This is a genomic window from Streptomyces sp. NPDC048172, assembly GCF_043202595.1.
Taxonomy (GTDB): Bacteria; Actinomycetota; Actinomycetes; order Streptomycetales; family Streptomycetaceae; genus Streptomyces.
This window is the reverse complement of record NZ_JBIDAT010000006.1, coordinates 492,978-505,172: the sequence shown is the minus strand read 5'-3', so window position 1 is coordinate 505,172 and position 12,195 is coordinate 492,978. Positions and strand designations below refer to the sequence as shown.

Annotated in this window: 11 protein-coding genes and 1 riboswitch; of the genes, 2 read left to right on the top strand and 9 right to left on the bottom strand. The window is 73.7% G+C overall.

Annotation, left to right across the window (positions count from 1 at the left end; all coding sequences use genetic code 11):
* Positions 1-77: 77 nt before the first annotated feature.
* Together metE and ACGF3A_RS28030 are read right to left on the bottom strand one after the other, a co-directional pair.
* Positions 78-2,411 (bottom strand): 5-methyltetrahydropteroyltriglutamate--homocysteine S-methyltransferase, encoded by a 2,334-nt coding sequence (metE, locus tag ACGF3A_RS28035; RefSeq protein ID WP_393733113.1) that lies wholly within the window; start codon positions 2,409-2,411, stop codon positions 78-80.
* Between the two features lie 161 nt (positions 2,412-2,572).
* Positions 2,573-2,812, bottom strand: a riboswitch (cobalamin riboswitch).
* A 62-nt stretch (positions 2,813-2,874) separates the two neighbouring features.
* A complete protein-coding gene (locus tag ACGF3A_RS28030) occupies positions 2,875-4,413 on the bottom strand; it encodes an oxidoreductase (protein WP_393733112.1) in 1,539 nt (512 codons plus the stop codon).
* Positions 4,414-4,559: 146 nt separating this feature from the next.
* Between ACGF3A_RS28030 and ACGF3A_RS28025 the strand changes: the two genes are divergently transcribed.
* Together ACGF3A_RS28025 and ACGF3A_RS28020 are read left to right on the top strand one after the other, a co-directional pair.
* Complete coding sequence (locus ACGF3A_RS28025) at positions 4,560-5,051, top strand: DUF2975 domain-containing protein (RefSeq protein ID WP_393733111.1); 492 nt, start codon at positions 4,560-4,562, stop codon at positions 5,049-5,051.
* Positions 5,051-5,272 (top strand): helix-turn-helix domain-containing protein, encoded by a 222-nt coding sequence (locus ACGF3A_RS28020; RefSeq protein WP_393733110.1) that lies wholly within the window; start codon positions 5,051-5,053, stop codon positions 5,270-5,272. The genes ACGF3A_RS28025 and ACGF3A_RS28020 overlap by 1 nt, the downstream gene beginning before the upstream one ends.
* Positions 5,273-5,331: 59 nt before the next feature.
* Here ACGF3A_RS28020 and ACGF3A_RS28015 read toward each other — a convergent pair whose 3' ends face one another.
* The 7 genes from ACGF3A_RS28015 to ACGF3A_RS27985 are packed head-to-tail and all read right to left on the bottom strand — an operon-like array spanning position 5,332 to position 12,192.
* Positions 5,332-6,567 (bottom strand): phosphopentomutase, encoded by a 1,236-nt coding sequence (locus ACGF3A_RS28015; RefSeq protein ID WP_393733109.1) that lies wholly within the window; start codon positions 6,565-6,567, stop codon positions 5,332-5,334.
* Positions 6,564-7,736 (bottom strand): alanine racemase, encoded by a 1,173-nt coding sequence (locus tag ACGF3A_RS28010; protein WP_393733108.1) that lies wholly within the window; start codon positions 7,734-7,736, stop codon positions 6,564-6,566. The genes ACGF3A_RS28015 and ACGF3A_RS28010 overlap by 4 nt, the downstream gene beginning before the upstream one ends.
* Before the next feature lies 1 nt (position 7,737).
* The gene (locus ACGF3A_RS28005) at positions 7,738-8,997 is read right to left on the bottom strand and encodes an aminotransferase class V-fold PLP-dependent enzyme (RefSeq protein ID WP_393733107.1); all 1,260 of its coding nucleotides are present in this window, start codon (positions 8,995-8,997) and stop codon (positions 7,738-7,740) included.
* A gap of 2 nt (positions 8,998-8,999) precedes the next feature.
* The gene (locus ACGF3A_RS28000) at positions 9,000-9,962 is read right to left on the bottom strand and encodes a phosphotriesterase (RefSeq protein WP_393733106.1); all 963 of its coding nucleotides are present in this window, start codon (positions 9,960-9,962) and stop codon (positions 9,000-9,002) included.
* 35 nt (positions 9,963-9,997) lie between these two features.
* Entirely contained in the window at positions 9,998-11,368 is a 1,371-nt protein-coding gene (locus tag ACGF3A_RS27995) for a YhfT family protein (protein WP_393733105.1), read from the bottom strand.
* Between the two features lie 37 nt (positions 11,369-11,405).
* Positions 11,406-11,765 (bottom strand): DUF2620 domain-containing protein, encoded by a 360-nt coding sequence (locus ACGF3A_RS27990; protein ID WP_393733104.1) that lies wholly within the window; start codon positions 11,763-11,765, stop codon positions 11,406-11,408.
* 52 nt (positions 11,766-11,817) lie between these two features.
* Positions 11,818-12,192, bottom strand: a complete 375-nt coding sequence (locus ACGF3A_RS27985; protein WP_393733103.1) for a PRD domain-containing protein — start codon at positions 12,190-12,192, stop codon at positions 11,818-11,820.
* Positions 12,193-12,195 lie beyond the last annotated feature (3 nt).

Below are 12,195 nucleotides of genomic sequence, written 5' to 3'. Positions count from 1 at the left end.
GCGACAGGAGTGTGGCCCGGGGCGGTGGAAGGGCCACCTGCCCACCGCCCCCGGGCCACGGTCTGGGGTGCGGGCGGTCAGTCCGCGCGGCCGGGGAGCTCCTCGCGGACCGTGCGCGCGGCGGCGACCAGGTTCTCCAGCGAGGCGCGGGTCTCCGGCCAGCCGCGGGTCTTCAGGCCGCAGTCCGGATTGACCCACAGCCGCTCGGGCGGGATGGCCTCAAGTCCCTTGCGCAGCAGCGCCGTCGCCTCCTCCGCGCTGGGGATGCGGGGCGAGTGGATGTCGTACACCCCGGGCCCCGCCTCGCGCGGGTAGCCGTGGTCGGCCAGCTCGTGCGCGACCTGCATGTGCGAGCGGGCCGCCTCCAGGCTGATGACGTCGGCGTCGATGTCGTCGATGGCCTGGACGATGTCGCCGAACTCGGCGTAGCACATGTGCGTGTGGATCTGCGTGTCCGGACGCACCCCGCCGGTGGAGAGACGGAACGCCTCGGTGGCCCACGCCAGATACGCGTCGCGGTCGGCGGCACGCAGCGGCAGCGTCTCGCGCAGCGCGGGCTCGTCGACCTGGATCACCGAGGTCCCGGCGGCCTCCAGGCCGTTCACCTCGTCGCGCAGCGCGAGGGCGACCTGGCGGGCCGTGTCGCCCAGCGGCTGGTCGTCGCGGACGAAGGACCAGGCCAGCATGGTGACGGGGCCCGTCAGCATGCCCTTGACGGGGCGGGTGGTCAGCGACTGGGCGTACGTAGTCCACCGTACGGTCATCGGCTCGGGGCGCGAGATGTCACCGGCCAGGATCGGCGGGCGTACGTAACGGGTGCCGTAGGACTGCACCCAGCCGTGCTGCGTGGCCAGATAGCCGGACAGCTGCTCGGCGAAGTACTGCACCATGTCGTTGCGTTCGGGCTCGCCGTGCACCAGGACGTCGATGCCCGCCTTCTCCTGGAAGGCCAGCACGTCGCGGATCTCGGTCTTGATGCGCTCCTCGTACGCCGCCTCGTCGATACGCCCGGCGCGCAGGTCGGCCCGCGCGGTGCGCAGCGCGGTGGTCTGCGGGAACGAGCCGATGGTGGTGACCGGCAGCAGCGGCAGCCCGAGGTGGTTCCGCTGGGCGGCGGCGCGTTCGGCGTACGGCTGGGAGCGGTGCTTCTCGGCCTCGGTGACGGCCGCGGCGCGGGCCCGCACCGCCGGGTCGTGGGTGAGCGCGGAGCCCGCGCGGGACGCGAGATCGGCGCGGTTGGCCGACAGCTCCCCGGCGATGGCGTCCGTCCCCTGGGCCAGCCCCTTGGCGAGGGTGACGATCTCGGCGGTCTTCTGCCGGGCGAACGCCAACCAGCGCAGCACCTCCGCGTCGATGTCGCGCTCGGCCCTGGCGTCGAGCGGGACGTGGAGGAGGGAGCAGGAGGCGGCGACGTCGACCCGGTCGGCGAGGCCGAGGAGGGTGCCGAGAGTGGAGAGCGACTTCTCCAGGTCGTTGATCCAGATGTTGCGGCCGTTGACGACGCCCGCGACCAGGCGCTTGCCGGGCAGGCCGCCGTTGGCGGCGATGGCGTCCAGATTGGCGGCGGCGGCCTCCGTGAAGTCGAGGGCCAGCCCCTCGACGGGGCTCTTGGCCAGCACGGGGAGGGCGTCCCCGAGACGGTCGAAGTACGAGGCGACCAGCAGCCGGGGGCGGTCGGCGAGCCTGCCCAGCTCACGGTAGGCGTGGGCCGCGGCCTCCAGCTCCTCCGGGGTGCGGTCCTGGACGAGCGCGGGCTCGTCGAGCTGCACCCACTCGGCGCCCGTGGCCCGAAGATCGGCGAGGACCTCGGCGTAGACCGGCAGCAGCCGCTCCAGCAGGCTCAGCGGCGAGAAGTCGGCGGCGACGCCCGGCGCGGGCTTGGCCAGCAGCAGATAGGTGACCGGGCCGACGAGGACGGGCCGGGCCGTGAGGCCGAGCGCGAGGGCCTCCTTCAGCTCGGCCACCTGCTTGGCGGGGTTCGCGGTGAAGTCGGTGTCCGGGCCCAGCTCGGGGACGAGGTAGTGGTAATTGGTGTCGAACCACTTCGTCATCTCCAGCGGCGCCACGTCCTGGGTGCCGCGGGCCATCGCGAAGTACCCGGCCAGCGCGTCGGCCTCGACGGCCGCGCGGTGCCGCTCGGGGACGGCGCCGACCATGACGCTGGCGTCGAGCATGTGGTCGTAGTACGAGAAGTCGCCGGTCGGCACCTCGTGGACGCCCGCCTCGGCGAGCCGGGTCCAGTTGGCCTCGCGCAGCTCGGCCGCGGTGCGGCCCAGGTCCTCTGAGGTGACGCGGCCCTTCCAGAAGCCCTCGACGGCCTTCTTCAGCTCTCGGTTCGGGCCCTGACGGGGGTAGCCGTACACGGTGGCCACGGTGGCCCGTGCTGCCGCGGCTGCGGACTTCGGTGTCACGGAGATCTCCTTCGCGAGATGTCTCGTCGGATCCCGGGGACGGGACGAGGGCGCGAAGGGGACGGACAGCGGCGGAGAAGGGACGCGCGGCGTGCGTCCGTCCGCCTGAGCTGTGTACGCCGACCTGCCCGCGAGGTCACCGGGATGTACCGCACACGCGTGGGCGTACGCGGACAACGGGCAGGTCTTCGGACTCGCGGGCTTGCCTGCCGGACACCGGATACCGGTTCCGGAGGGCTCCTACTGGCCGTCGCTTCCCAGGCCCTGTTCGTCGGGCCCAGTGCTCATGACGGCGTTCGTTCCCACTCACCGCTGCGGGGCAGTCCCGGAATCCCACCGGGTTCCCTCTTACGACGCGTCCCACCTGGCGGGTGGGGCGAACCAGTTGCACCGCCAGCGTAGACGGAGATCCCCGCGCGTGGGTAGTGCGCCCGGGGACGGCCGCCGGTTCTTCCGGTGGCCGTCAGTTCTTCTGCAGGGCGCGGGTCACGCCCGCGACGACGGCGGTCGTCAGCACCCAGCCGAGGGCGATCAGCGCATGGGCCAGCGCCTGGAGGCCGTCGTCCGGCCAGTACCAGGCGGTGCGCTGGCCCAGGCCGCCGATGGGGATCACGAGGTCGAGGGTGTAGACGAGGGGGTGGAACGGGGCGCCCTCGCCCGGCTTCGCCGGAGCGGGGGAGCCCGCGCCGAAGGCCGCCGTGCCCAGCACGGTCAGCGCGAGGAGCCACACTCCGGCCAGCCAGGGGCGGTAGCCGTAGCCGACGGTCGCGTCGAGCAGATACCCCCACGCACGCGTGACCGGGGGCAGCGTGCCGCGCCGGTGGCGCTGCTTGGCCAGGAGCACGCGGCGGGCGTCGTCGTCATGGCCGTCCCTCCGGTACCAGCTCGCCAACTGCTCGTAGGGCTGGGGGCTGTAGCCCGGTCCGCGCCGGATCCAGGCCACGCGACCGGCCACGGCGTCCCGCCGCCCCGCCTCGTCGTCCCCCATGAGCGAGCCGTACACGAAGCCGTCCAGCTCCACGACGTCCGGCCAGCTCGGCCCGGTGTCGTACAGCTGGGACACCTGCGCGCCGCGCAGGTCCACGGCGCCGGACGGGCGCCCGGCGAGGGTGAGGTCGAGGTCGACGGCCCGCAGCAGCGGGGCGGCCAGGCACGGGCCGCCACCGTCGGGCGGCCCGGCGAGGACGGCCTCCGCGAAGGTCGCCCTGTCCGAGACCTGGGCGCCCCGCAGCCGTACGGTCCCGTGCGCGGTGAAGCCGCTGGAGAAGTCGAGCGTCGAGGCCACGGCGTTGTCCAGGGCGAGCGCCACCCCGCGCGGGGACGGCCGCTCCAGCCGCGCGCCCCGCATATGGAGCCCGCCCGGCAACTGGGCGCCCATGAGGCGGAGTTCGCCGTGCGCGACGAAGCCGTCCTGGGCGTAGAGGCCGCCCTCGGCGACCAGTCCACCGGCGGACACGGCCCACTCCCCGGGCGCCACGACCTCCGCCCCGTTGAGGCTCACGGCGCCGCTCACATGGGCGTTGATGAGCGACAGGGCGGTGACCCTGCGGTGGAAGGGCGAGGCGGCGCCGCACTCCACGCGCGTACGCCGCAGGTCGAAGCGCCCCTCCGTACGGATCAGTCCGGCCTCCACGCTCGGCACCCGACTGTCCCTGATCGCGATCGACCGGGTCGCCGCGCCGGAGAGGTCGATGCCCTCCTCGAACCAGCAGCCGTCGAGCCACAGGGCGTGGGCGATCTCCGCGCCCGCCAGGTCGAGTGGGCCGGTCAGCCGCGCTCCGGTGAGCCTCAGGCTCGCGACGGCGCCGGGCCGGGCGGCGTTGGCGTCCTGGAGGAGCGCGACGACCACGGCGGCCCGCACCGTCCGCCCGGGCCCCCAGCCGCCGCCCCGGGCGACCTGGTCGTCCTCGGGCACGCCCGTACGCAGATCCACGGGGCGTCCCTCGGGGAACGCGTCCCACACCTCGCGCTCGGGGGCGGTCAACTCGTCGTAGGAGAGCACCCGTTCAGGGTAGTGATCTTCCGCGCGGCCAGCGGCTCGTCCCGCGACGACCCCGACCGGAACCGTCGCCCGCCCTCCGTCGCAACCCTTGCTTCACCTATCGATATTCGATAGATTCCCATCGTGGATCGATGGGAGGACGGGCCATGGGGAAGCTGGCAGTGCGCGCGCTGCGCGCCGTGCTCGTGGTGGTGCTCACCGGCACCGTGTTCGTCCAGGCGCTGATGGTGTGGGCGCTGGTCAGCGGGAGCGACCCGGAGGACGGGGCGCTCCCGCTGACCCCGCTGCGCGTGATCACGGTCCTGGGCATCGGGGCGGCCCAGGTCGTCATGGTCTGTGTGTGGCGGCTGGTGACGATGGTGCGGCGCGGAACCGTGTTCTCCCACGCCGCCTTCCGGTACGTGGACGTCATCATCGGCGCGATCGTCGTGGTGGCTCTCGTGTGGTTCGCGGTCACGGCCCTGAACGCGCCCGGCCAGCGGGACGACCCGGGCGTCACCGTCATCATGGGCGGGATCGGCCTGGCCGTTCTGGGAGTCGCGCTCATCGTGCTCGTGCTGCGGATGCTGCTCGCCCAGGCCGTCGCCCGCGACGTCGAAGCGGCGCGGATGCAGGCCGAGCTGGACGAGGTCATCTGATGCCGATCGCCGTCGACATCGACGTGATGCTGGCCAGGCGGAAGATGTCCGTGGGCGAACTCGCGGACCGCGTGGGGATCACGCCCGCCAACCTGGCGGTGCTCAAGAACGGCCGCGCCAAGGCGGTGCGCTTCGCGACGCTCGCCGCGCTCTGCGAGGTGCTCAAGTGCCAGCCGGGCGACCTGCTGCGCTGGGAGGACGAGGACACCGCGGGCGGATGAGCCGAGCCCCCTCGCGATCCGCGCGGGGGCCGCCTTCAGGCCACCGATCCGGCCGCCCCTCAGGCCACCTCGTCCGTCCGCCCGATGCGGGTGCCGTTGGCGAGGGCCGTGGGGTCGAGGGCGAGGGAGGCGGCGGCTGTGGCGCCGACGTCGGCGAGCGAGTGGGCGTCGGGGAGGAGTTCGACGCCGGTGGCCTCCGGGCGGTGGATCAGGACGGGGACGTACTCGCGGGTGTGGTACGCGTGGCCGATCGTCGGGTCGTTGCCGTGGTCGCCGGTGACGACGAGGCGGTCGCCGGGCCGGTCCAGGAGCGAGACGAGCGCGGCGAGCCCGGCGTCGGTCTGCTCCAGGACGGCGCCGTAGCGGCCGGGGTCCTGCTGGTGGCCCGCGAGGTCGGTCTCCTGGACGTTGGCGACGACCAGCGCGTCGTCGCCGGGCGCCCGGACGGCTTCGAGGGTGTGCGCGAAGACGTCGGCCGTGGGGACGGCGGGGCGCCGTACGGCCGTCTCGCCGGCCAGGATGTCGGCGGCCTTGCCGACGAGCGTGACGGGGATGCCCGCGCGCGCCGCGAGAGCGGGCAGCTGCCTGGTGTGGTCCAGGGGGGCGCCCAGGTGCTGGACCTCCAGGCCGCCGTTGCGGTAGACGCCGGTCGCGGGGGTGTCGAGCCCCACGGTGCCGCCGTCGCCGTCCCGCACGTAGCGGGGGAGCGGGCCGTCCGCGTGGCCGCCGACGGCGATGACCCGCGCGACGGGCGCGACGGCGCGCACCGTGCGGGCGATGGCGAGGATACGGTCGAAGGCGAGGTCCTCCAGGCGGCCGGTGGCGTTCCAGTTGATGCCCGGGTCGGCTTCCAGGTTGTCGTGGACGAGGACGGCGCCGTCGACGACGAGCAGGGGGCGCCCGTCGAGGCGTTCGACCCGGTGTCCGGCGGTGCGCAGGGCTTCGGTCACCTCGTCCAGGTGCGCGGCGAGCCGGGCGACGGTGACGTGGCTGAAGTCGGCGCCCATCATCGTCTGATGGCCCGCGAAGGTGTCGGCGCCCGGGTAGCCCAGCGCGGCCCGCCCGGCGGCCACCGGCAGATGCGTGCGCCGCGCGAGGTCGGGGTGCGGGTGGACCAGGCCGAGGCCGAGCGCGCCGAGCATGGGCAGCCGCAGCGGCCGTGCGCCGAAGGTGCGGGCGTGGTCGAGGACGTGGCCGCAGGTGTCGGCCGTGACGTCCCCGGGGCGGAGCGCTCCCGCGTCGGGCATCGCGCCGACGCCGAAGCCGTCGATGACGACGATGACGGTCCTGCTCATGACCGCTCCCTTCCGAGTGCGTCGTACAGGCCGGTCAGCCGCGGCCTGCCGGAGGAGAGACCCGCGACGACGGCGACCTTGGAGCGGGTGACGAAGATCTGGGTGCGGAAGGCGAGCAGGGCGGTCTCGCCGAGCCGCACGCCGTGCCCGGAGGCGGGGTCCGGCGCGTCCAGCAGCCGGTAGTAGTCGATGTTCTCGGGGGGCGCGGGCTGCACCGGCAGCCGCAGGCCCGTACGGGGCAGCAGCGCCGTGCGGAGGTGGGAGCGGGGGTAGAAGCCGCCGCCGAAGAGCGCCGGGCGGCCGTCGGCGAGGGTGTGCGCGACCTCGGTGACGTACACGTAGGCGGGCTTCTCCGGCTGCGCCATGTCGTGCGCGTGCAGCGGCGTCGTGCCGGTCAGCGCGTGCCCCGGCTCGCCGTGGGTGGCGCCGAGCCGGGCGAGCAGCGGGAGGGTGGCCATGGACGTGGCGCTGGGCGCGCTCAGCTTCAGGTCCTCGTGCCCGCGCCCGGCCAGCAGCGCGCGCGCCTTGAGCGCCAGGTCGAAGTTGGGGGTGGGCGCGGGCTCGCCCGTCACCGGGTCGCACAGGACGCAGGGGAAGGCGGTCACGCCCGCGATCCGTACGCCCGGCAGCTCTTCGAGCACGGCGGCGAACGCGTCGAGCCCGTCGAGCGGAACGCCTCCCTCCTGCCCCGGGTAGACCGCGCCGGGCGCGCCCTCGATCCGTACCAGGACGTCCTGGACGAGGCCGAGCCGTGCGGCCTCCTCGGAGACGGCGCGGGCGTTGGCCAGGTCGTAGACGGTGACCGTCTCGGGGCGCAGGGCGAGCAGTTCGGGAAGCTCCCGGCGCGGGATCTGCACCAGATGGCCGAGGTTGCCCGCGCGGGCGCCCGCGGCGTGGAGGGTGCGGGCCTCGTCGGCGTCGATGGCGGCGTAGGCGGGGATGCTCCGCGAGATCGCCCTGATCAGCTCGGGGTTCCGGCCGATCTGCTTGACGACGAACCACAGCCCCAGGCCGAGCCGGTCCGCCTCCTGGGCGAGGAGCGCGGCGTTCTCCCCGACGGCGTCGAGATCCATGACGTACGTGTCGGGCGGGATCTCGCCGCGGCGGTGGAGCTCGGCCGCGGTCTCGGCGAGCTGAGGGTTGCGGGCCAGGAGGCTGTCGAGGAACACGTCAGTCCTTCGTGTGAAGCTGGTGATGCGGTACGTCGGGGTCCGGGCGGCCGGACGCGTCCTCGGCGTCGAGCGCGGCCAGGGAACGGCGCAGGATGTCCAGGACGAGATCGGCACCGGCCCGCATGGGGTTGATCCGGACCACCCAGTCGGCCAGTGCGGGGGCGTCGTCCAGGGTGGAGCTGGACATCCGGTAGAAGAGCGGCGCGATCTCGTAGCGCGAGTTGGAGCCGACCGGGTAGGGCGCGGCGCCGAACCGGGCCGCGGCCTCCGGGAGCCGCCGCGCGACGGGCCGCGTCAGCCGTACGAGCAGGCAGCGGTCCTGCACGTTGGCGAGCCGCACCTCCGCGACGCCCGGCACCTCCCCGGCCGCGAGCCGCCGGGCCGCCTCCTCGCCGGTGCGGGACTGCACGGCCCACATCACCGGTACGTGCGTGAGGGCGCGCAGCGCGTCGAGGGCCTGGTGCCCCTGCACCTGGCCGCCGCCGGAGTAGTTGTCGGCGCGCACGGCGGCCACGAGGTCCGACGCGCCCGCGACGACGCCGACGCCCTCGGGGCCGTGCAGCTTGAACAGGGAGAAGCAGGAGGCGTCGGCGCCCAGTTCGACGCCGCTGGCGGGCACGCGCAGCACGGCGTAGTTGTCGTCGACCAGCGTGCGTACGCCCGCCGCGCGGCAGGCGGCCAGGACCTCGCCCGGGTCGTAGGAGTCGGTCAGCCGCTGCCGCGTGTGCTGGACGTACGCCCACCGGAAGCGTCCGGAGGCGAGCGCGTCGCGCAGCGCGGCCGGGTCGTTGAAGTCCACCTCGACGGTCTCGACGCCGAGCCCGCGCAGCGTGACGGCCGTGGTGCGGTAGACGGGCGCGCGGTGGATCAGCAACGGCTCGCCCGGCCCCACCGCGGCGCTCAGCGCCGCCCGGATGGCACCGGTGCCCGCGCCCTGCACGAGCGCGGCGTCCTCGGTACCGAAGAAGTCGGCGAGGACGGCCTCGACCCGCGCGGTGGTGCGCGGCCGCCCCGGTCCGGGAACCACGCCGACGTCGGCCGCGAACAGCTCGTGCCCGGCGAAGTGCGCCGCGGTGGCCTCCAGCAGCCGGAACTGCCGCGCGACGGCGTCCTCGACCGGGACGGTGGGCAGCGGGAAGGTCGGCGGCAGCGCGGGCCCGGCGACGCCGGGCGCCCCGCCGGGCGCGTCGGCCGCGTCGGTCGCTTCAGCCGTGCCGGGCTCGGCAGGGCCATCAGGCACGTCAGGCGCGTCAGCCATTCTCAGATCTCCTCGGTGCTCGCGCCGGTCAGGAAGCGCAGCGGATTGCGTCGCGTCATCAGATCGATGAGGTCCTCGTCCACGCCGACGGCGCGCAGTTGCGGCAGGAACGAGCGGAACAGGTGCCCGTAGCCCTGTCCGCCCTCGGTACGCAGGTAGCCATGGCGTGAGATGTCGCAGCTCAGCAGCGCACGGTCGGCGTGACCGGCCTCCAGCAGCTCCAGCAGCAGCCGCAGCCGGGTCTCGTCGCTCTGGTAGCTCTCCTTGCCGACCGTGTCGAAGGCGACGTACGCGCCGGAGCGCGCCAGCTCCCGGTGCGTGTCCGGCGCGTCGAGCAGGTCCTGGTGCCCGATGCTCACCCGGTGCGGCGGCAGCCCCTCACCGGTCAGCAGGTCGAGCTGGGCGAGGCCGCCCTGCCCGAGCTGGGCGTGCGTGGCCACCGACAGCCCCGTGGCCAGGGCCGTCCGCGCCGCGGCGCGCAGCGAACGGGCCTCCGGGGCGCTCGGCACCTCGCCGTGACTGCCGACCTCGCCGAGCACTCCGGGCCGTACGTCCGTACCGTCCAGCCCGTCGCGCACCTCCGCGAGCAGCGTGTCCGTGAGCTGCTCGACGCTCGCGCCGTCCAGCTCCGGGGTGTGGAACGGCTCGTAGTACCAGCCGGTCGCCGCCACCACGGCCACACCGGCGCGCTCCGCGATCCGGGCCAGGGCGCGCGGGTCGCGTCCCATGCCCCGGCAGGTCAGCTCCACGACGAGGGAGAGCCCGAAGTGCTCGCGCAGTCCGGCCAGTTCGCGGGTGACGTGTGCCTCGTGGCGCGGCACGTCGAGGACGGCGGCCCCGTCGCCCTTGAGGTCCAGGTCGAGGACGAGGTGCTCGTGGGCGAGCACGGGGCCGGGGACGGCCGAGGGGGACAGCGGTCCCGCGACGGTCCGCACGAGGGGCCCGGAGGCGTGCGGTGTGCTCATGGTGCGGTGCCCTTCCGGTTTCCGGTGCCCGGTGGTCACCCCTTGACCGGGGTGAACAGATCGAGCCAGTACAGGACATTGAGCAGGATGCCGCCGACGATCACGGCGGCCGGTGCCGCCGCCATGCGGACGACGGGGCGTCCCATGGCCTCGTTGAGCAGGTAGAGCCCGCCGACGATGAGGATGCCGAGCCCGGCGCCCATCGCGTTCGCGGCCATCAGCGAACCGAAGAGGATGGCCAGTTGCAGCGACTCGGAGATCGCGCTGCGCAGGTGCTCGGAGGAGTCGCGCACGCTCGGCAGCCGGCCGAGTATCCGGCCGATCCAGGAGAGGGCCAGCACCTCCAGGGCGAAGACCGCGGCGCCGACCACGAGGGCGAGGAAGGGGTTCGGCAGCAGGTACCCGATCGGGTAGACGAGGGTGAAGCCCGCGATGCCGTACGCGCCGGAGGCGAGCGCCGTCGTCGCGATGAGCGGGATGAAGCCGAACACGCGGTAGAAGTCGACCTGCGCGGCCTCGGAGATGTGCCCCTTGGCGATCAGGAAGCTGGTGGCCTCGCCGCCGCCGAAGATCCGCATCTGCGCCAGCAGACAGACCCCGGCGCCCAGCAGCATGAAGAGCGGCAGATAGCGCCGCAGCCGCGCCGCGCTCGCGCTGAACAGCGAGGCCATCGGGTCCTCGGCGGCCTCCTCGCCGCTCTTCCCGTCGTCCGCCGCCGTGCCGTTCTCCAGCGCCGCGGCCCGGTCGGCCGCGCGCTGCTTGAGGTCGCGGCGGACGGCCAGCCCGATGAGCATCAGCACGCCGACGGCCATGGCCAGCGCGCCCGCGAACATGTCGGGCCACAGCTTCATCGTCATCACGACGAGGGCCAGTTCGAGGACGCCCGAGATCGCGCCCCACTTGCGGCCGAACTGCTTGGTGATGGCCAGCACGGGAAAGAGCGTGAACAGGAACAGGATCGGCGTGGACATCTGCTGCATCGCCGTCAGGAAGTCCACCGGCAGGTCGTGCGCCAGGTTGTTGGCGCCGCCCAGCGCGAAGACGACGACGGCGCCCCACGCCCCGCCGAGGATCGGCGCGAGCCACTTCTTCGGGGAGAGCAGGCCCAGGACGTCGGTGGGCAGGAAGAGCAGCCAGGGGTTCAGCACACCGGAGGAGAGCGCCATCGGCGCCCCCAGCCCGAAGATGAACCCGGCGGAGAGCCCGAAGGAGACCGCCGTGGTGGCCGTGCGGGTGGTGCGCCCCTGGATGAAGTCCAGCATGAAGGGGCGTACGCCGTCGTTGAAGACGGCCAGTGCCATGTGGGAGATGAACGCGGTCAGCGCGCAGAGCGCGATGACGGTCAGCTCCTGCGGCAGGGTGAAGTCCAGGGAGGCGGAGGCCGCCAGCTCGGTTGCGGTACTCACGGGGTCACTTCCTCAGCCCGGTGCGGTGGCCGGTCCCTCAGGCCGCGCGCCGTGCGGCGGCGCGGGCGATGAGCGGAGCGACGGTGTCGATCTGGTCCATGGAGAACCCGAAGACCTTCTTGCCGTCGGCGAGAAGGGCCTCGACCTCCTCCTCGGTCGGTACGGACCGGCCGAAGGTGTGGCAGGCGGGCTGTCCCATCAGGCCCACCAGGACGCCGAGCGAGGCGCCCGCGCCGGTGTGACAGGTGCCGAGGTAGTAGTCGGCCTGCCCGGCGCGGAGCTTCATCGCCGCGTCCATGTCGCTGGAGACGGTGACCTCGACGCCGTCGAGCCCGAGCTCCTTGACCGCGTTCGCGGCCTCGGTCTTGCCGACACCGCCGGTGAGGATCTTCGTCATGAGGGGTACCTCTCTCGTCTTCGAGCGGGGGGGGGGGGTGGGTGTTGTGTGGTCAGCCGGAGACGCGCTGGTCGAGGACGGCCAGGTGCATCGCCAGGAAGTTGATCTCGGACTCGGGGAGCGTGGCGCCCAGTTCGGCGCGGGCGCGCTCGGCCGTGGCGCGGGCGCGGGCGACGGCCGCGGGACGGTCGGCGAGTTCGGCGGCGATCTGCTCGTCGGTGCTGAACTCCTCGATCGCCTCGCCGTTCAGCAGCCGGGTGAGCGCCATCATCAGATGGCTGGTGAGCATCCCGGCGCTCTCCTCGGTGACGGGCCTGCCCTCGTCGGCGAGCGCCGCCAGCTCACCGGCGACGAAGTCGGCGACCTCGGGCCGGACCTGGCCGCCCTCCCGGAAGAGCTGGATGCGCTGGGCGAGCTGGTCGTCCACGAC

Excerpts from the sequence above, each read along its gene's own strand:
- ACGF3A_RS28025 (WP_393733111.1), top strand. The coding sequence starts at position 4,560 with ATGGGGAAGCTGGCAGTGCGCGCGCTGCGCGCCGTGCTCGTGGTGGTG.
- ACGF3A_RS28020 (WP_393733110.1), top strand. The coding sequence starts at position 5,051 with ATGCCGATCGCCGTCGACATCGACGTGATGCTGGCCAGGCGGAAGATG.
- ACGF3A_RS28015 (WP_393733109.1), bottom strand. The coding sequence starts at position 6,567 with ATGAGCAGGACCGTCATCGTCGTCATCGACGGCTTCGGCGTCGGCGCG.
- ACGF3A_RS28005 (WP_393733107.1), bottom strand. The coding sequence starts at position 8,997 with ATGGCTGACGCGCCTGACGTGCCTGATGGCCCTGCCGAGCCCGGCACG.
- ACGF3A_RS28000 (WP_393733106.1), bottom strand. The coding sequence starts at position 9,962 with ATGAGCACACCGCACGCCTCCGGGCCCCTCGTGCGGACCGTCGCGGGA.
- ACGF3A_RS27990 (WP_393733104.1), bottom strand. The coding sequence starts at position 11,765 with ATGACGAAGATCCTCACCGGCGGTGTCGGCAAGACCGAGGCCGCGAAC.